The organism is Luminiphilus sp. nBUS_16, assembly GCF_051201645.1.
Taxonomy (GTDB): domain Bacteria; phylum Pseudomonadota; class Gammaproteobacteria; order Pseudomonadales; family Halieaceae; genus Luminiphilus.
The window spans coordinates 2,381,082-2,399,138 of sequence record NZ_CP179205.1 but is presented as its reverse complement, the minus strand read 5'-3'; the positions used below and the strand labels follow the sequence as shown (position 1 = coordinate 2,399,138).

The following is an 18,057-nucleotide window of genomic DNA, read 5'->3' as shown; positions in this document are numbered from 1 at the left end:
CAAGCTTATGACCGACTATCGATCAGTGCGTGGAATGGTAGACATTCTTCCTGAAGACAGCGCCCTTTGGCAGCAGTTGGAGGGTGTTGCTGCAGGCGTCTTACAGCAGTACGGCTACCAAGAAATTCGTTTGCCTATTATCGAATCCACTCAGTTGTTTTCCCGCTCAATTGGGGAGGTCACTGACATTGTCGAAAAGGAAATGTACACCTTCGCTGATCGCAATGGTGAGAGCCTATCACTGCGCCCAGAAGGCACAGCGGGGTGTGTGCGCGCCGTCGTGCAGCACAATCTTCAGCAGACGGTGCAGAAACTGTGGTACCAAGGTCCTATGTTCCGGTACGAGAGGCCTCAAAAAGGTCGACAGAGACAGTTTCATCAGCTCGGTGTTGAGGGGTTTGGCGTTGCAACCCCCGACTTAGACGCCGAGTTGATTTTGCTGTCGAACGCCCTTTGGTATGGCTTAGATGTGCAAGAGTTGCTGACCCTGGAAATAAATTCCATAGGGAGCCCCCAATCGAGAGGGTTGTTTAAAGCGGCCTTGGTGGAGTTTTTGTCTGATCATCGAGAGGCTCTGGATGACGATAGCCAGCGTCGACTTGAGACAAACCCTTTGCGTATATTGGACAGCAAAAATCCGGATACTCAGGCGCTATTGGTAGGTGCCCCAACCCTTGCAGACTTTATCGATGAGGAGTCGCGAGATGACTTTGCAGCCCTCCTCGCGATGTTGGACGCGGCAGGGCAGCCCTATGTGGTGAACGACCGTTTGGTCCGCGGTCTCGATTACTACAATAAAACAGTTTTTGAATGGACCACCGATGCACTGGGTGCGCAGGGTACGGTATGCGGTGGTGGCCGTTACGATGGCCTCGTAGCGCAGTTTGGTGGCCGTGGGACACCCGCCGCTGGGTTTGCAATAGGGTTAGAGCGATTGGTGTTGTTGCTTAAAGGTTTGGAGGCTCATGCCACGCCTCAGGCCGACATCTATGTCGTGACTGCGGACAAGGAAGCTCAACTGCATGCAATTCCCCGAATTGAGGCACTGAGGCGGGCATTGCCTCGGCAAGCCATTCAAGCCCACCTGGGCGGTGGGAGTTTCAAAAGTCAGTTTAAACGCGCAGATCGCAGCGGTGCCAGATTTGCGCTGGTTTATGGAGACTCTGAAGTGGCAAGTGAGTCTGTTACCTTGAAACCATTACGAAGTGAGGGAGAGCAAGTGACGCTCCCGGATAATCAATTGTCAGCATTTTTGGCGGAATCATTCGCTGAAAAAATTGGAGAATAGGGCATGGCAGATCATCTAGACGATGACGAGCAGGTTGAAGCACTCAAGCGTTGGTGGGATGAAAACGGCAAGAGTACGATGGCGGGGGTCGTATTGGCAGTCGCTGGTACGGTGGGTTGGCAGCAGTATCAGGGCTGGTCAGCCCAGCAGGCCGAAATGGCCTCAGACGCATGGGGTGCCATAGAGGTCGCAGTGCAGTCTGGCGATAGTGGTTCGATCGAAACCATCAATGCGTTAGCCGAGTCTTTAAAGGACGACTTCAGCGGGACGGTTTATGCCCGCTTTGCCGCACTTCAGCTTGCCGCACTTGCGGTTGAAGCAGGTGACTTGGATGTTGCAGAGAGTGAGTTGCGCTGGGCTCTGACAAAAGAGGGCGAAAACTCTGAGCTTGGACAACTGATTCAACTGCGCCTAGCTAGAGTGCTGGCCGACCAAGGTGATACCACAGCCGCCTTGACTATTTTGGACTCAAATAAAGGCGCGTATCCGGCGGCTTACGCGATGGCGAAGGGTGATATTTTAGTATCTGAGGGCCGACACGTGGAGGCGTTAAGTGCCTACCGCGAAGCGCGCGCCGTACTATTGGCGCTGGGGAACCCACCGGGTATTTTGGATACAAAAATAACGAGTCTTGAATCCCGTCTAGCGCCAGCTGAGGAGGCCTCTTGAACTGTTTAAAGCTACCTAAATTAGTGGCCGTCTGTCTGGCTGTCACAACGCTGGCGGGCTGTGAAACTATTGGCGGTTGGTTCTCGGATGATGAGTACGACCCGACGCAGCCCGTGGAGCTCACTGATATCGATCAGAAGGTCAAACTCTCCAAGCGTTGGTCCACATCGATTGGTGATGGGCAGGGTAAGGGCTTTTATAAGATAACGCCTGTGCTGGCTGACAATACCCTGTACGTCGCTGCCGCTGAAGGTGTGGTGGCGGCGGTTGATGCCACTAACGGGCGGAAGCTCTGGTCCGCGAAGTTGGGTCTTGCGATTTCCGGCGGGGTTGGCTACCACCAAAACTCTCTATTTCTGGGCGGTGCTGATGGCACTGTGTTGCGTCTGAATGCCAGCGACGGCTCCGAGGTTTGGAGAGCTGATGTATCGGGCGAGGTGCTGGCTGCGCCTCAGGGTAATGGTGAGCTGGTGGTTGCCCAGACTTACGACGGTAAGCTTATTGCTTTTGACCACGAAACCGGCGAGCAGCGCTGGGTACATTTAAGTGATGTGCCGGTGCTAACGCTGCGAGGCACTTCAACACCGATAGTGGTCGATAATTTTGCGATCGCGGGTTTTGCTGACGGAAAGGTACTGGCTTTGTCCCTTGATAATGGCAGTGTTGCTTGGGAGGCGCGTGTTGCTATTCCTCAGGGACGATCTGAAATCGAACGGATTGTCGATATTGATGGCAGCATGGCGATGCAGAGCGGAGAGCTTTATGCGGCTAGCTATCAAGGGCGCGTTGCCGCTGTAGACCTGCGCGTAGGCCGTAAAATATGGCAGCAAAATGTATCCTCAGTTTCAGGTGTCGCGGTGGGGTTTGGTAACGTCTACGTGGCTGACCAGGATGGGACCGTGAGCGCGTATTTGCGCAACGGGCAGGGCGTGCGTTGGCAAAACATTCAGCTGGGCTACCGTGGACTCAGTAGGCCTACGACAGTTTCAAGTTACGTAGCGCTGATGGATTTTGAGGGTTATCTGCACCTTTTCTCTCAAGTAGACGGTGATATTGTCGGTCGCACTCGCCCCGATGGCAGTGGCGCGCGTGCGGATATGATTGCACAAGGTAATCGGCTATATATCTACAGTAACAACGGCAAGCTCATGGCCTATGACGTGGCGGGGCTGGAGTAGCACTTGCTTCCCGTCATCGCCTTAGTCGGGCGCCCCAATGTTGGTAAGTCGACCTTATTCAATCAACTGACACGATCGAGGGATGCCTTAGTTGCCAATCTCTCGGGTCTCACTCGAGACCGAAAGTATGGTGAGGGGAAGATAGGTGATGCCCCCTTTATCGTTATTGATACCGGCGGTATTAGCGGTGAGGAATTGGGCATCGATGCCGCTATGGCGGATCAGTCACGGGTTGCTATCGATGAAGCTGACATCGTACTGCTCCTTGTTGATGGCCGAGCAGGCTTGCATCCGGGAGATGAAAGTCTGGTTGCCTATTTGCGTCAGCGCAGTAAGCCTTTCCACTTGGTCGTCAACAAAATTGATGGCGTTGGGGAGGATATCGCAGCCAGCGACTTTTATCGTTTAGGTTGCCCTCAATTACACACGATTGCGGCCTCGCATAACCGAGGCGTGCTGCAGTTGATTACCAGTGTTATCGACGCGTTGCCCAAAGCAGCACCCGCTGATGCCCTCAATGACCCCAGTATTCGTGTCGCTGTGGTGGGGCGCCCTAACGTGGGGAAATCTACCCTAGTTAATCGCCTGCTTGGGGAAGAGCGGGTCGTTGTGTTTGACAAGCCAGGGACCACCCGAGACAGCGTTTATATCAGGTATGAGCGTCATGATCAGGCGTACACGCTGATTGACACTGCGGGTGTGCGGCGACGCAAGAACGTTCGTGAAGTGGTCGAAAAGTTTTCGATCGTGAAAACACTCAAAGCGATCAACGAAGCCCATGTCGTTATTTTATTGATGGACGCTCACGAGGGATTGGTCGAGCAAGATTTGCACCTCTTGGGGCAGTGCATTGATGCGGGTCGTGGTTTGGTCGTCGCTATTAATAAATGGGACGGAATTGCCAGCGACGAGCGCGATTGGATTCGCTCCGAGCTCAATCGGCGCTTACAGTTCGTCGACTATGCCGATGTGCATTTTATTTCAGCGCTTCATGGTACTGGGGTAGGGCACCTTTATGAGTCTATCCACCAGGCGCACCGGGCTGCGACGACGTCACTCAATACCAACAAATTAACCCGCATTCTCGAAGATGCCGTTGCCACCCATCCACCACCGTTAGTAAACGGCCGTCGGGTTAAATTGCGTTACGCGCATGCGGGCGGACAGAATCCACCGATCGTGGTGATTCACGGCAGTCAAACCGACGCGCTTCCCGCCAGTTACGCGCGCTATCTGGAAAAAACCTTCCGTCGCGTGCTGGAGCTTCATGGCACACCTATACGTATTCAATATCGCACGGGTGATAATCCCTATGCGGGTAAGCGTAATAAATTGACCCAGCGTCAAGAGAGCCGGCGACAGCGCCTCATGTCCCACATTAAAAAGGCTGAGAAGAAGAAAAAGCAGCGTAAGGGACAATAAGCGGCATTCATCCAGTGAATGCTAATAATATTTAGCATTTTCTTTAAAAATACCTCCTGACCCATTAGCATCGCGGTCAACTTAATTCAGCGGTCTCATTGAGCCCAATTCCCTAGACTTTAAAGGAGTCGTTATGAGTCATTATTTGGATACGATTGGCGAGTTAGAGGGTGTAGTTGCCCAGGCAGGATCCTCTTGGGCCGACATCAACCCCGAGTACGCCGCCAGGATGCGCGCTCAGAATCGCTTTAAAACTGGCATCGACATTGCTCGATATACGGCAGACGTTATGCGCAAGGACATGGACGCGTATGACGCAGACCCCGCGCATTACACGCAGTCTTTGGGGTGCTGGCATGGTTTTATTGGCCAGCAGAAGCTGATTGCCATTAAAAAGCATTTTGGAACCACCGATAAAAAGTACCTGTATCTTTCAGGCTGGATGATCGCGGCCCTGCGTTCAGAGTTTGGCCCGCTTCCCGACCAATCAATGCATGAGAAAACATCGGTGCCCAGCCTTATTGAAGAGCTATACACCTTTTTGCGACAGGCAGACGCCCGCGAGATGGGTGGGCTTTTTCGAGCTCTCGATGCTGCGCGAGCCGCTGGAAATGATGTGGAAGTGCAGGGCATCACTAAGCAAATCGAAGAGTTTCAAACCCATGTTGTGCCAATCATCGCCGATATAGACGCCGGTTTTGGCAATGAGGAAGCCACCTATCTTTTGGCTAAAAGCATGATTGAGGCAGGTGCTTGTGCCATCCAGATCGAGAACCAAGTTTCTGATGAAAAGCAGTGTGGGCATCAAGACGGCAAAGTAACCGTACCCCACGCCGATTTTCTGGCTAAGATTCGCGCAGTTCGCTACGCCTTTTTAGAGTTGGGCGTTGAAAATGGCATTATCGTGGCGAGAACCGATTCGCTGGGCGCAGGTCTGACCAAGCAAATTGCGGTAACCGATGCCCCTGGGGACCTCGGTGACAAGTACAACAGTTTCCTAGACGGTGATTACATCGATTCAGCCGACGACATTGCCAACGGTGACGTTGTTGTTAAGGCCAATGGCAAACTATTGAAGCCTGCAAGACTGGCTTCAGGTTTGTTTCAGTTTAAGAAGGGCTCTGGGGTGGATCGCGTGGTCCTCGATTGTATTACGTCACTGCAAAATGGCGCCGACCTTATCTGGATTGAAACTGAGAAGCCCCACGTGGGTCAGATCGCCAGTATGGTGAATCGCATCAGGGAAGCTGTACCCAACGCTAAGTTGGTTTATAACAACAGCCCAAGCTTTAACTGGACTCTCAGCTTCCGTCAGCAGGTATTTGATGCGTGGTCTGAAGCGGGTCAAGACATGGCTGCCTACGACCGTGATGCCCTCATGGGTGCCGAATACGATGGAACTGAATTAGCGACTGAAGCTGATGCGCGTATTCAGTCTTTTCAAGCTGACGGCGCTCGGGAAGCAGGAATTTTCCACCACCTGATTACACTGCCCACTTACCATACGGCGGCACTTTCAACCGATAACTTGGCTAAGGAGTACTTCGGCGAAGCCGGAATGCTGGGTTATGTAGCGGGGGTGCAGCGCAAGGAGCTTCGTCAGGGTATCGCCTGTGTTAAGCACCAAAATATGGCGGGCTCTGATATGGGTGACGATCACAAAGAGTATTTCTCTGGTGATGCTGCGCTCAAAGCAGGTGGTGCGGATAACACCATGAACCAATTTGGTTAAGTATTATTGCCTAGGTAATAAAAAGCCCCCGTTCCGAAGGAGCGGGGGCTTTTTTTGTGGTTTTTCTATGTGTTTAGGGTTGCTGCGCTACCGTTGGTTCAATCTCGCTCGAGGGTGTAATAGGCCTCACGCCGTTCTTTAGACCACACTCATTGGCAAGGTAGTTCAGGATAGAGCTGTATAACAGTGTCTTGTGATCATAAAACAGTGTGTTGGAGAAGTGATCAGCGCCCTCCAACTCAACGTAGGTGTGCTGTTTTTCGGCGTCCCCAAGCTTGGCCAAGTACTTCTCCGCATGATCAACCGGTACGCGCTGGTCGACGTCGCCATGGATCAGCAGCACGGGCACATTCACTTTATCAACTTCCTCTAAGGGCGAGATGCTGTCGTCCCACATCGCGAGCTGCTCAAGTTTACTCGATCCTCTAAGGCGATACCGGTAATAATCAACCTGCATTTGCGGGTCCGAAACAGCGGCGCCAGCAATGACACATTGATAGGCGTTAGGGCTGCGTGAGGCTGCTACCAGAGCGGCATAACCACCATAAGACCAGCCAAACATGGCGACATTTTCGGCTTCGGCCAGCCCTTCCTCAACGAGGTATATGACGCCGTCATCCTTGTCATCTTGCATTAAGTAGCCGCCTTGGCCTCCGTTCAAAAAAGCGGCCTGATAGAAAGCCTGACCGTATCCTCTGGACCCACGGTATTGCGGTTGCAGCACCATATAACCGTGATTAGCGAGGAGTTGCGCCCACTCGTCAAAGACAACAACCTCTCTTACGAACGGACCTCCATGGGGTAGCACGATCAGTGGAAAGGGCGGTTTGCCATTGGGTACCGTCAGGTAGCCTGGAATAGGCGTTTTGTCTCTGGCTGGATAGGTGATAAACCTAACGTCAGCGAGATCTGCTGAAGCAAAGTAAGGTCGCTCACCGCCCACAATTTGCAGTTTGCCTTTATGGAAAAGGTAATGGGTGCCTGGATCTCTGGGTGCTGCGTTGCGCAACGTTAACGACGAGCCATCTTTTGATCGACTGGTAATTCGCAGGGCGTCAGCATTGGGTATTGCGGCCATCAGTTGCTGATGCAGGGCCGCCTCAGAGGCGTCGAAAAACTCAATCTCTATCTTGGCACCACAGTGAACGGCACCTGTGATTTCTCGGTAATGGGTCCAGCGGTTGCTGTGGTAACGCACTCCGCAGATATCGTTGTCTCGCCTTTGGTACAGCAACTCAGCGTACTTACGCGTCTTGGGATCAAATGACCACAGCCCCGTCGTGTCGCTGCCATTATTGGCTTCGACAATAAAGTTTCCGGGTAGGCTAGGGTCTTTCCCCCAAACCTGGAAGCTGTCGTAAGAGTCCTCGTGCTGCCGGTGGAATTCGACCCAGTCATCACTCGATGCTTCGCGGTAATACCAAATGAATTCGCCTTCCTGTAGGTCGAAGCCCCTTGCAAGAATGGGGTTGCCCGCGCCGTCGAAGTCGATGTTTCCTAATGAAATCTTGCCGCGTATCACGAGTTTTTTAGACTCGCGTTTTAGGTCGTATTCCCAATAAGCTCTGGGGCGAAAAGCCGCCTCTAAACGTTGCCCTACGTCTCGATTTCCTCCTTCAGAAAAGGAAATCATGATTTTTCCGGGCTTTTCGGGCAAAACACTGACGATGCTAGGGTCGCGCTCTTCAATGACTTCAATGGCCTTCTCGCCTACATCTACCAGGGCAATGCGGGTTTCATAAACGCCGCGATTGAAGCCTTCAACCTGATCACGTACTTTTTGGCGGGCTCGAAAAACAAAATTGTCGGCAGACACCCAATCAAAGCTGATGATTTCCATGGGGTTGGCGTTGACCCGAAAGGGTTCGGCACTGAGATCGTCGGTGTTATAGATCTCGATGACCGGATTGGCTCCCTTACCGGAGACTTTTTTTAGCCCAAGGTAGCGCCCATCAGGTGATATTTGAATGTTGCTGATGGCGGCCCGGCGAGCCCATTGATCTATGGGGTAAGGAGTCGCTGTTGCCCAGTTGGACGAAAGGAGGGTAAGTGCGAGGATGGCAGTAAGAACACGAAGCATTGTGGTGTCCTGTTTCAATAGTGGAGTGAAATGCGAAGGCGCGCTTTCACGCGCCTCCAGCTACAGTTACAGGCTTAACCTCTGTGGGCCTTAGCTTCCGCCCATGCGATAAACGACGTCAAAGAATATGGTTCGACCTTGCAAGTCATAACCGTAGCCAATGGGCGTATTGGAGTAAGAGGCAACCTCGCTGCCGTCCACGGTGGGCGGCTCCTTATTAAAAACGTTGCGAACTCCCGCGCCGATGGTCCACGAGTCAGCATCATAGAACAGTGATGTGCTGTGAAGCAGGTAGCTGCCAGCTTCGGCAAAATCTCGGCAAAGCACATCGTTGGGCGGTCCAAAACAAGTATCAGACGAGCCAGCCACTGAATCGAAGGGGTCAACGCTTTCAGGGTCTTGGCCAACACTGTCGAGGTAGCGTGTTTCCCAAGTTGCTGTCCAGCGGTCCCAGGTAAAGCGTAATGCGAGCTGGGCCTGCCATTCAGGGAAGCCCCATTCACCTTGGTAGGTTTCTCTATCCACGCTGTCATCAGGGTTTACAAACTCTAGTGATCGCTCGAGCAGCTTGCTCGCGGTTAAGCTAGCTCTGAAATCGATGGGTACGCCCACATTGAAGGTGTCTCCAAAGAAGAGATTGTAGTCGATGCCCCGGGCAACTTCTTGGTCTCGGTTAATAAAACCCAAGTCCATTGAAGTGATTTGTGGGTTGGTAGGATCAGAGAAGTCTCTGGTGATTCTATTACAAAAGACACTAGCGCCGGTGCCAGCTTCATCGCCATAGCAATCATCAATGATGAAGCCCGTAGAAGGTTCAATCACTGTGTTGGTGATGTCAATTTCGTAGTAGGTCATGCCCATTGAAAAATCAAACTTGTTGCTAAAGTCCTGCTCAAAAGCGAACCCGACGGTCCAGGACTCAGATTCTTCAGGATCCAGCTCGAGGGAGCCGCCTTGAGAGACTTCGACGCTAAAGGTATTAAAGCCGCCGTTGTCCGCAATCGTAGGATCCACGCCGGTGGCGACGCAGTTAGACAGAACTTGGGGATCGCGCTTGTCGTTTTCGGGAATATAGGCGCCTGTTAAATCGTCAAAAGCACCGTCAGGAATATAACAAGGGTCGCCAACATTGAGGAATCCAGTTGATCCCGCCAGAAACAACTCTCTGAGGTTGGGGGCACGGAAAGCGGTGCCCCAGGTGCCTCGAATTAAGAGGGGCTCTACGGGACGCCAGCCGATTTTGACGGACTCTGTCGTGTTGGTTCCGTAGTACTCGTCATCGGTGATTCGTCCAGAAAGGTTCACGCTGAGTTCTGTGGCGAGAGGCTTATTGGCAAGTAGAGGAATCTCCACTTCCGCAAAAACTTCGCTGACTTGACGGTCACCCTGTGCGCCTTTGTCGCTAAAGAACCCCCAGAAGAGGCCCTCGGCCGCCACGGCATCGGGGTTAGAGCTGATGTCGTCGAAACGGACCTCTGCACCTAAGCCTAAAGCAATTTCACCAGCGGGCAGCTCAAAGATGTCGCCAGTTACATAGGCTGATGCCACGATTTGCTCGTACTCAGTGTCGAAAGTGCGCGTATCGAATAAGTAGTTGCGTTCGGCCTGTGAGCCAAAGTCACCAACGACTTCACCGATGGGGTACAGCGAGGGTGCATACATGTTCACTGGAACACAGCCCGCTGTGGCGTCGGCGCGAAGTGCAGCACCAAGGTCGTTTTCGCAGGGTGTCGAGGTAGAAGAGTAATAACCCAGAGAATAGTTCAGTCGGTCTTCTCGTACGCCATAGCGCTTCGATTTTCCTTCAGACAGTGAGTAGCTGACGTAGGCGTCAAAACTCCAGTCCTCGACGGACCCAAAATTCATGAAGGGAATGTCACCTCTGATGCCAGCCACGAAGCGCATCTGCGACTGCTCCACCTCGGTGATATTGCGGTCGCCACGAACAGAAACGATGGGGGTTGTGGGCACGGGCCCTAAAGCGCCCGGGTACAAGTTTACAATGCCGAAGTCACGAAATTGCGCTGGGGTTAAACCAAATTGATTGGCGATGCCTGCGGCAATAGAGGGATTATCGAGATAGGCTCCCATTGCCAATCCGCAATCGACACCGTCGGGTTGATTAGGGTTGCATAGGTTGTAAGGGTTGTTCGCGGGCACTTCTGGAAACAGCTGGCCCTCGCCTGACTTTGAATCGATCTCGAGGTACGAGTAATTGGCCTCGAAGTAGGGGGTGAGGTTGGCTTCGCCCTCAAACGTGTATTCACCATAGGCCATCACGTTATAACGCGTCGATGCGGGAAACAGGTCCGCATCTAAAGAGGCGGGTTTGCCGTTCAAATCGTAGTCGTACAGGTTGATATCACCAACACCATCACCATTGCCGTCGGCACCAAGACCGGTGTAGGGGTCCCCTGACTCAGAAAAGTTACCCCAACCTCCATTAGAGTAACCTGGCGTGTAATAAATACTGCCAGCGTCGATCGAGGGAATAAAGGTTCGCGCCGCTACACCACCGAAGGAGCAATTACCGTAGCTGGGGTAACCGATGGAGCTGTAGTATTCATCTTGGGTACGAATTGTACCATTCTCATCGATCTCCACGTTGCTTTCGCAGTCACTGGTCCAATCGCGGTCTGCCAGAGCGGCCTTGGTGCTGTCGACGTATTCAGCGCCAATACCAAAAACGCCACGGTCGGTGTTAAATCCCCAGCTAGCGGTCAGGGTGGTATCTGAGCCGCCACTTTGAACGGGTTGGTTGCCGAAAATTTCGACTTCCAATCCGTCGAAGTCCTTGCGCAGGATCGCGTTAACGACACCGGCGATGGCATCGGATCCATAAACAGAGGAGGCGCCGTCCAACAGGATGTCGTAGCGCTCTACGAGTGATCTGGGCAGTAAGTTGAGGTTCGGTGCTGCGGGTGCGCCTTCAACACCAGAGGGTGATACCCGTCGCCCGTTGATCAGAATCAGATTGCGATTTGCCCCAAGTCCGCGGAGGTCAACGGTCGATGCAGCGGGACCGTTGTCCAATACAAACCCCTGAAAGGTGAGGTCAATTTGCTGGCCGGTTGCCGCAGTTGAGCCCTGCAGAATGTCAGCCGCGTCAATCAGTCCCGCTTCTTTTGCAAATTCGGTGGTAATGATTTGTAAGGGTGAGATGCTCGAAAAAGTGTCTCTGCGCAATCTTGAACCAGTGACAACGACTTCTTCAACGCTACCTTGGGGCGCCGGCGAGGCTTCGTCTGCAGCAGCAGCCTCAATCGCTGACTCCTCGATGACTGCGTTATTTTCGGTTACTTGTGCGCTGACGCTGTTTAAGCCCGAGCACACGAGGGCGACGGTAACTGCGAGTAAATTTCGCTGGGTGTTGAACCGCATTGCAAATCCTCCAAAAGATCACGTATTTTCTGCAACACCAGCGCAATTTGTGCTTGGGAACGCGCGATGTTGTTTGAGTAGCTCAGCCGTGATTGTATCTGAATAGTGTGAGCGCAGTCACGGTTGCCAGAGAAGCGGATGGCAAGAAATAGGCGGTTAATAGTTGTCATAAAATCGATGGAAGGCGGGATTTGATTTCAGTGCGGGTGTAATCAACGGGTAACTTTTACCACCGAGGAGCACATGCCCGCCTACTGATGCCCTGAAAGGGTAGGGTGGCTGAGTCAAGCTTTTTGGCCAGCTTATTGCCGCTGACGTTACAGGATCCTTGTATTTTACCTGCCATCCGTCGCATCCTATCGCCATGAAATGGGAAAATATTGATTCGCAGGTTTGCTCTGTTGCTCGTGCACTGTCTATTGTTGGTGAACGTTGGACCCTTTTAATTATTCGAGACGCGTTTAAAGGTACACGACGTTTTGATGAGTTCTACCGCAACCTCGGAGTTACCCGTCATCGTCTGTCTGAGCGCCTAGCGGGCCTAGTGGAGGCAGGGGTAATGACTCGAGTCCCGTACTGCGATCGGCCGGTTCGCTATGAGTATCGTCTCACCCGAATGGGCTTAGGGCTCTATCCTGTTCTCATGACTTTGGGCCATTGGGGTGATGCATGGTTAGACAAGGGGCAAGGTCCTCCTACTCAGTATTGGCATGCCGGGTGCGGAAATCTTGCTAAACCCGTACTGAGCTGTAGTGAGTGTGGAGATTCCCTTCGCCCTGAAGAGGTGTCGGCACGTCCGGGGCCTATAATGCAAACGTTCATAGAGTCATTGCTGGAGGTGGGGGCTACAGTGCCACCGGAAGCTGCATTACCCGCTGCGGCCGCAGAATTCTCTGCCCTGCAGGACAACTACAAGAGTGAGTGAAAAATATGAATCAGCAGGTTAACCAACTCGTGATGAACGCTTCGGATGCAGTACTAGCTGGGCCAGATGGCGCAGAGCGATCGCCTGAAGAGGAACAGAGGTTTCGCAAGCAACGCTTAGCTGCAGCGCTGCGCATTTTTGGGAAGTTTGGATTTGATGAGGGCGTAGCAGGACACATTACAGTCCGTGATCCTATGGATACAGAGACTTTTTGGGTGAATCCCATGGGACGTTCTTTTAAGCAGGTGTGTGTGTCCGATCTGATTCGAGTGGACCACTACGGGCAGATTGTAGAGGGTAATGGGATTCTCAATGGTGCCGCTTTCACCATACACGGGCACATTCATCAGTCGCGCCCAGAGGTTATTGCAGCCGCCCACGCACACTCCATTTACGGTAAGGCTTGGTCATCTTTGGGGCGATTACTTGATCCTATTACTCAGGATGCCTGCGCGTTCTTTGGAGATCACGCATTGCTAGATGATTACACGGGTGTGGTCGTCGACATGAATGAAGGGGAGCGTCTGGCCAGTGTATTGGGGCAGAAAAAAGCGATTATCATGCAAAATCATGGACACCTTACGGTCGGCGGTTCCGTGGAAGAGGCCTGCTGGTGGTACGTCACGATGGAACGCAGCTGCCAGGCGCAGTTGCTCGCTGAGGCTGCGGGTACCCCACGGCCGATACCAGAGGAGATGGCGCAACACACGCAAATGCAAGTGGGCAACAGGCAGGCAGGCTGGTTCAGTGCACAGCCAATGTTTGACGTGATTTTAGCTGAGCAGCCAGATATGTTGGAGTGAGGCCTCTATGGTAGGGCCTCTACTGAGAAAGCCCACGCTTCTATGACGGCGTACTCGGCGGTATCTGAACCATAGCGGGTACCGCCACCATGGCTATTACCTGAGATTTTTCCGATCAGTCGGTCGGCAGACTCAGAACCGATGTAACGCAGGAAGGACTGATAATTTTCGTCGACGCTGTCGGCTTCAGCTGAGCTGTAGAGGCGTAAGCCTCCTGGCGCACCGGCACGCCCGTGGCAACCAGAGCTTGTGCAGCCCCCCGCCGCACTGACAATCAGCGCATTCACATCATCCTCGTAAACCTGACGAACCGCTGTCTCTGGATCGTTTGGAGGCTCAACAACATCGCCTCCGCCACTATTACCACCGCCACTATTTCCGCCGCCGTCCTTGATTGATGAGGTGCCTATGCCTCGAACGGTTTGTACCGTATCGAGGAGCTCACTTGCTACTGCGCCAGGCTCTGCAGAAGTCACGACAGCTCTGGATAAACCCAATACCAGTAAGCCAATGGTTAGTGATGTCGATGATCGAAGCATTATTTTCCCTTATTGAGCGGCGCCGTAGAGTAGGAGAAGCCTAGTCAAGATGCGATGTCCCTGCGCGGGCCGAGCCTGAACCCTGCCGGCCTCGTCTACCAAAGGCGTAGGTTAAACAAATAATGATGATGACTTCAATGCCTAACAATGGCCAATGCAAAGCCGTTACCTGAGTGACTTTATTGGTAATTTCAAATTTTTCGGCCAAAATTTGGTAGCCGATCCACGAGCTGCCCATGCCAACCAGATAGGCGATTTGTTTCGCAACATCGAGTTGGGCCAGTCGCCGGTTATCGACAAATAGTAGCGTCTCACAACGAACAAGATAATTTCCCAGAGCGAAGGTGAATTGGTATCCCAAATAGACAAAAAGCGCTATCGGCTCATCTAGGGGATAAATGAGAACGGCCAAAATCCCCATCAAGATGATTAGCTCAACACACATAGAGAGCCGAAAAAACCAATAGGGCCTGAAGAGTCGGTGGTATTGAGTGGCCACGGCGAGAGTTGCTAGTGCCAGACCAATGCCCCCTGCAGAAAAGATGGCGGGTGAGAGGGGCTCGTAAAGAGTAAAAACGGCGCCAATGGACAGACCCAAGAATAACGAATTGAAAAATTTGTAAGCGAGAAACCACCCAAAATTAATGGAGTCGTTGCTTAAGGGCTGCATTTCCACTCAGTAATCGACGCCTTTACGCGCTTGAATACCAGCGCGGTAAGCATGCTCTATCTCTTTGACCTCTGAGACGGTGTCCATGACCGAACGCAGCTCGGTTCCCCCCCCTCGACCTGTTACTACAACGCTTTGATGAGCTGGGCGGCCTGTAATCGCAGCTAAAACATCGTCTTTAGGGAGATAATCAAAAGCAAGCATATAAGTGAGCTCATCTAGTATGACAAGGTCGAGGGTTTCATTCAGCAACATTGCCTCAGCTATTTTCCATGTGCGCTCTGCAGCTGCAATGTCGCCACTCCGGTCTTGGGTATCCCAAGTGAAGCCCGTACCCATTTGGTAGAACTCTACCTCTGGACAGTGGTCGCGAAGGTAGTGTTCCTCCCCCGACAGCTGCACGCCTTTTATAAACTGAACGACCCCTACCTTTTGTCCATAGCCTAGAGCCCGAAGCACCATGCCGAAAGCCGAGCTGGTTTTGCCCTTGCCATCCCCCGTCAGGAGAACTGCAACCCCTCTGTCAGTGGTCGCCGCCGCGACCCCAGCATCCACGGAGGCTTTCTGTTTTTCCATAGCACGTTTATGGCGCGCTTCCTTGTTAGCTTTATCCATGGATGAGTCCTCTAGATGCTGTAGCGAAGGCCTATGTAGGCGGCCCTGGGGATTTGATTGTAATCCCTCACCTGAGGATCGCGGTTGTCCGTAAGATTTTCAATGCGCCCTGTCACACGCAGCGATTGGGTCACGTTCACCGCGAGGCTGGCGTCTAGCCGTTCGGTGTCAGGCATGGGCGCTCCAGCGGTATCCACGGAGTCCCAGGCGAACCGAGCAGTTAGAGCAGCGACCAAAGAACGGTTCTGCCACAGCAAACTGCTCGCAGCAGTCCATTCAGGGCGGTAGGGTCTTTGTTGCTTGGCGCTGGACTCTGTCTCATTCCAGGTGATGTTTGCCATAAGACGCCAGCGCGCAAGAAAAGCGGTCTCACCGGCAATTTCTAAGCCCTGAGACGTTGTCGTGCCCGAGCCCTGAAGGTAGCCAGAGAAGCTCGCCATATCGAAATAAATTTCGTTTTCGATCTCCTGGTCAAACCAGGTGACCTCAAGCCGCTGGTCAGGTTGGCCCCAGCTCAGGCCGATTTCCCAACCTTGGCTTTTTTCTTCGGTCAGTGCAGTGGTTGCTGCAGGTGCGTAACTAAAGGGGCCCGCGTTGTAGGCTATTTCGTAAAGGCTTGGTGCCCGAAAGCCGGTGCCAACGGCGCCTCTTGCGATCAATGGGTGATCGGTGCCAGCGAGCTGTTGCTGCAGACTGATTCGCCAGGACGTGTGTTGGCCGAAATCGTCGTTGTCATCCCATCGAGCCCCCACTGTTAGTGCGCCGACGAGGACATCGAGGTCGTACTCTCCCCAAATCCCCAGGTTATCCCGACTGCGTTCGTTGCCCCCATCGATAAGCGATTGGTCAGCAGCATCGACTCCCAGAGTTAACCGTTGTCCTACCGCTGGGGTCATGGAGCCAATCCAGGAAACTTCTTCCTGCTCGCCCTCGGTTTCAAAGGACAATATATCGGCACTGTAAAACGCTCTTTCAATGTCAGATTTTTCATAGCTGAGTGACGAGTCGATCACTGCGTTCGTGAAATTTGCTGAGATTCGCACCGCTGATTGGTCAAAGGTGTCGGTACACGCACCAATTTGAGCAAAAGTCGCTGTGTCAAAACAGCCGTCATAGTCGTTATCGCCGTTAATGTCGTGCACGCTACCCGTCACCGTGAGAGCGTCGGTCAAACTCAATGAGGCAGTGCCATGGATAGTGGTGTTGCTGTATCCGTCATCGTCACGCAATTGGTTGTCAGAGGGCCTGGCATTGAAGCCGTCGGTGCTCAAGTCTGTGACGGATAGCGATCCTCGGAATACTTCCGCGCCCCCAGCAACAAAGCCCCCGAATTTTGAATAACCGTTCTGGCCGCCTTCCGCGGTAAGGCTTGCGGTCATTCCTTGTTCGGGTTGGCGCGTCGTTATGGCGATGACCCCACCGGCATCAGCCCCGTAAGCGAGTCCTTGTGGTCCCCTCAGTACCTCAATGCGCTGCAGCCCTTCAGAGAGGAGGTGTTCAATGCGCGGGCTGATTTGAGGTGAAGAGGGGTCGGCGATATCGATACCGTCCAAAACGACTCGAGTGCGAAAGCCTTCTTCCCCACGAATACGAACCGAAGCTGATTTTCCAGGGCCACCATCACGAGTTACCGATACGCCGGGTTGTAAATCGAGGAAGTCAGCAATATCGCTGTAGCCCAAAACCTCCAGGGTTTCACGATCAGTAACAGACACAGATACGCCGATTCTGCTGAGCGGTGTCGGTACGCGGGAGGCCACGATGACAGTTTCCTCAATGGATTCAGTGTCGGCGGCTGCCGCGTTAGCAGCCATAGCGGGAGTGCCAACGAGTAACGTTAAAACAAGTGGTCGGTAGACGGTTGGGCGAAACATAGCGCAGCTCCTGCATGAGGCGGAGGCGCTGTCTCAGCAGCACAGGTGTGGGCTCCAGCCAAAACTGGGGAGTCGCACCCTGCAAAGCCCTCCGCTTTGTGGTTTACGTTACGTCAGGCAGGTATCGGGCTTGGAACAGCGTTCCCTACCGTTGCGGGGGCAGCACTGGATTAGCGGCGAATGACCGGTGACCAGTTTCCCTTTTAACCTGCCCAGACCACGTTGGCCGGCAGGCACCTAACGATGCGCACACTACTCGCGCAAGAAAGCGGCGTCAAACCTTATGTGGTGTTTGGGAGGTTTTAGGCGGTGTTATCATGATGCCCATGACCGATCAAAAGAAACCAGACACATTGAGGCACACCGATTTAGACCGCTGGAGGCCCTACATTCGCCAGTGTTTAGACCGTGAGCCAAGAGGACTTCGGGATATTGTCGCGTGGGACGATCGAGGACGGCCACGGGTTATTCAAGTTGCTCCGGTAGTTGACGGTAAGCCATTTCCAACCGTATTTTGGTTGATCGATCCAGCACTTTGTCTTGCAATCGATCGTTTCGAAGCTGCTGGAGTCATCGCTTCTTTGCAGCACCGCGTCAACGCTTCGCCTGAATTGCAGGCGGAAATGCGCAGTGATCATGAACGACACAAAGCCGTGCGTGCTGCAACAATGACGCCAACTGAGAGAGAATTCCTGGAGTCGTCTGGTATGATGGGGGCTTTCACTACTCGCGGCATCGGTGGCATTCAGGAGTCCAATAGAATTCGCTGCTTGCATACGTGGTATGCCGCGCACTGTGTCCAATCTAACGTTGTAGGAGATATGGTCGACGAGCTTCTCGCCGAGGGTCCTGCCAGTCTTACCTCCCGCGCTTAATCATGA

At 53.1% G+C, this 18,057-nt stretch carries 14 protein-coding genes and 1 riboswitch; of the genes, 8 read left to right on the top strand and 6 right to left on the bottom strand.

Annotated elements, in window-relative coordinates:
- The first annotated feature begins 7 nt into the window (after window positions 1-7).
- The 5 genes from hisS (at window position 8) to ACMAY6_RS10575 (ending at window position 6,289) form a co-directional block, all read left to right on the top strand.
- The gene (hisS, locus tag ACMAY6_RS10595; protein WP_435211684.1) at window positions 8-1,288 is read left to right on the top strand and encodes a histidine--tRNA ligase; all 1,281 of its coding nucleotides are present in this window, start codon (window positions 8-10) and stop codon (window positions 1,286-1,288) included.
- Between the two features lie 3 nt (window positions 1,289-1,291).
- Window positions 1,292-1,957 (top strand): YfgM family protein, encoded by a 666-nt coding sequence (locus ACMAY6_RS10590; protein WP_435211682.1) that lies wholly within the window; start codon window positions 1,292-1,294, stop codon window positions 1,955-1,957.
- Window positions 1,954-3,135 carry an outer membrane protein assembly factor BamB gene (gene bamB, locus ACMAY6_RS10585; protein ID WP_435211680.1) on the top strand — a complete coding sequence of 394 codons (1,182 nt, stop codon included), beginning with the start codon at window positions 1,954-1,956 and terminating at the stop codon, window positions 3,133-3,135. Before ACMAY6_RS10590 ends, bamB begins: the two co-directional genes overlap by 4 nt.
- A gap of 3 nt (window positions 3,136-3,138) precedes the next feature.
- Window positions 3,139-4,557 (top strand): ribosome biogenesis GTPase Der, encoded by a 1,419-nt coding sequence (gene der / locus ACMAY6_RS10580; RefSeq protein WP_435211678.1) that lies wholly within the window; start codon window positions 3,139-3,141, stop codon window positions 4,555-4,557.
- A gap of 133 nt (window positions 4,558-4,690) precedes the next feature.
- Window positions 4,691-6,289 carry an isocitrate lyase gene (locus ACMAY6_RS10575; RefSeq protein WP_435211676.1) on the top strand — a complete coding sequence of 533 codons (1,599 nt, stop codon included), beginning with the start codon at window positions 4,691-4,693 and terminating at the stop codon, window positions 6,287-6,289.
- A gap of 73 nt (window positions 6,290-6,362) precedes the next feature.
- Here the strand turns inward: ACMAY6_RS10575 and ACMAY6_RS10570 are convergent, their stop codons facing one another.
- Both ACMAY6_RS10570 and ACMAY6_RS10565 read right to left on the bottom strand, forming a co-directional pair.
- On the bottom strand, window positions 6,363-8,369 hold the full coding sequence (locus tag ACMAY6_RS10570; protein WP_435211674.1) for an alpha/beta hydrolase family protein: 2,007 nt from the start codon (window positions 8,367-8,369) through the stop codon (window positions 6,363-6,365).
- A 90-nt stretch (window positions 8,370-8,459) separates the two neighbouring features.
- Window positions 8,460-11,750, bottom strand: a complete 3,291-nt coding sequence (locus ACMAY6_RS10565; RefSeq protein WP_435211673.1) for a TonB-dependent receptor domain-containing protein — start codon at window positions 11,748-11,750, stop codon at window positions 8,460-8,462.
- Window positions 11,751-12,114: 364 nt separating this feature from the next.
- On the opposite strand from ACMAY6_RS10565, the gene ACMAY6_RS10560 reads away from it, so the two are divergent.
- Both ACMAY6_RS10560 and ACMAY6_RS10555 read left to right on the top strand, forming a co-directional pair.
- Window positions 12,115-12,675 carry a winged helix-turn-helix transcriptional regulator gene (locus ACMAY6_RS10560; protein WP_435211671.1) on the top strand — a complete coding sequence of 187 codons (561 nt, stop codon included), beginning with the start codon at window positions 12,115-12,117 and terminating at the stop codon, window positions 12,673-12,675.
- Window positions 12,676-12,680: 5 nt separating this feature from the next.
- Window positions 12,681-13,478 carry a class II aldolase/adducin family protein gene (locus ACMAY6_RS10555; RefSeq protein WP_435211669.1) on the top strand — a complete coding sequence of 266 codons (798 nt, stop codon included), beginning with the start codon at window positions 12,681-12,683 and terminating at the stop codon, window positions 13,476-13,478.
- Window positions 13,479-13,483: 5 nt separating this feature from the next.
- Here ACMAY6_RS10555 and ACMAY6_RS10550 read toward each other — a convergent pair whose 3' ends face one another.
- Genes ACMAY6_RS10550 through ACMAY6_RS10535 form a run of 4 tightly spaced genes read right to left on the bottom strand, consistent with a single transcriptional unit; the run spans window position 13,484 to window position 17,176 of the window.
- Window positions 13,484-14,017, bottom strand: a complete 534-nt coding sequence (locus ACMAY6_RS10550) for a hypothetical protein (protein WP_435211667.1) — start codon at window positions 14,015-14,017, stop codon at window positions 13,484-13,486.
- 40 nt (window positions 14,018-14,057) lie between these two features.
- Window positions 14,058-14,687: a hypothetical protein gene (locus ACMAY6_RS10545; RefSeq protein WP_435215993.1), complete on the bottom strand. Its 630-nt coding sequence runs from the start codon at window positions 14,685-14,687 to the stop codon at window positions 14,058-14,060.
- Window positions 14,688-14,693: 6 nt separating this feature from the next.
- Window positions 14,694-15,302 (bottom strand): cob(I)yrinic acid a,c-diamide adenosyltransferase, encoded by a 609-nt coding sequence (gene cobO, locus ACMAY6_RS10540; protein ID WP_435211666.1) that lies wholly within the window; start codon window positions 15,300-15,302, stop codon window positions 14,694-14,696.
- A gap of 11 nt (window positions 15,303-15,313) precedes the next feature.
- A complete protein-coding gene (locus ACMAY6_RS10535; protein ID WP_435211664.1) occupies window positions 15,314-17,176 on the bottom strand; it encodes a TonB-dependent receptor plug domain-containing protein in 1,863 nt (620 codons plus the stop codon).
- Between the two features lie 99 nt (window positions 17,177-17,275).
- A riboswitch (cobalamin riboswitch) is annotated at window positions 17,276-17,432 on the bottom strand.
- Between the two features lie 61 nt (window positions 17,433-17,493).
- Here ACMAY6_RS10535 and ACMAY6_RS10530 point away from each other — a divergent pair.
- Window positions 17,494-18,051 (top strand): DUF501 domain-containing protein, encoded by a 558-nt coding sequence (locus ACMAY6_RS10530; RefSeq protein WP_435211662.1) that lies wholly within the window; start codon window positions 17,494-17,496, stop codon window positions 18,049-18,051.
- The last annotated feature ends 6 nt before the right edge of the window (window positions 18,052-18,057 follow it).